We start from the raw sequence: 245 nt of genomic DNA on the forward strand, positions 1-245 counted from the left end.
GGATTAGCTTGAATATTCACCCAAGCTGGGATGAATTTAAAACGACGATTGCGTTTAACAACGCCGATCTACCTCTGGCGCTTGCGGTACGCAAATATAACGAAGATTTGCTCATTGAAAGTTGTGCCGTGGTGTATTTGTTAGAGACTCAGGGAGATACAGCGCCCAAGCCTGAGGAAGATGATTCAGATGGTCTTCACGAGCATGAACGTGATGAAAACGATGATGACGACACGGACTATGAT

Annotated in this window: 1 protein-coding gene; it reads left to right on the forward strand. The window is 45.3% G+C overall.

Going from position 1 to position 245, the window contains the following annotated elements:
- Positions 1–245 (forward strand): hypothetical protein (locus AAEY79_RS16070; protein ID WP_352289701.1); only part of this gene is annotated, 245 nt, incomplete at both ends.

Origin of the sequence: Psychrobacter sp. GW64-MNA-CIBAN-0177 (genome assembly GCF_040309585.1) — a bacterium.
Classification (GTDB): domain Bacteria; phylum Pseudomonadota; class Gammaproteobacteria; order Pseudomonadales; family Moraxellaceae; genus Psychrobacter; species Psychrobacter okhotskensis.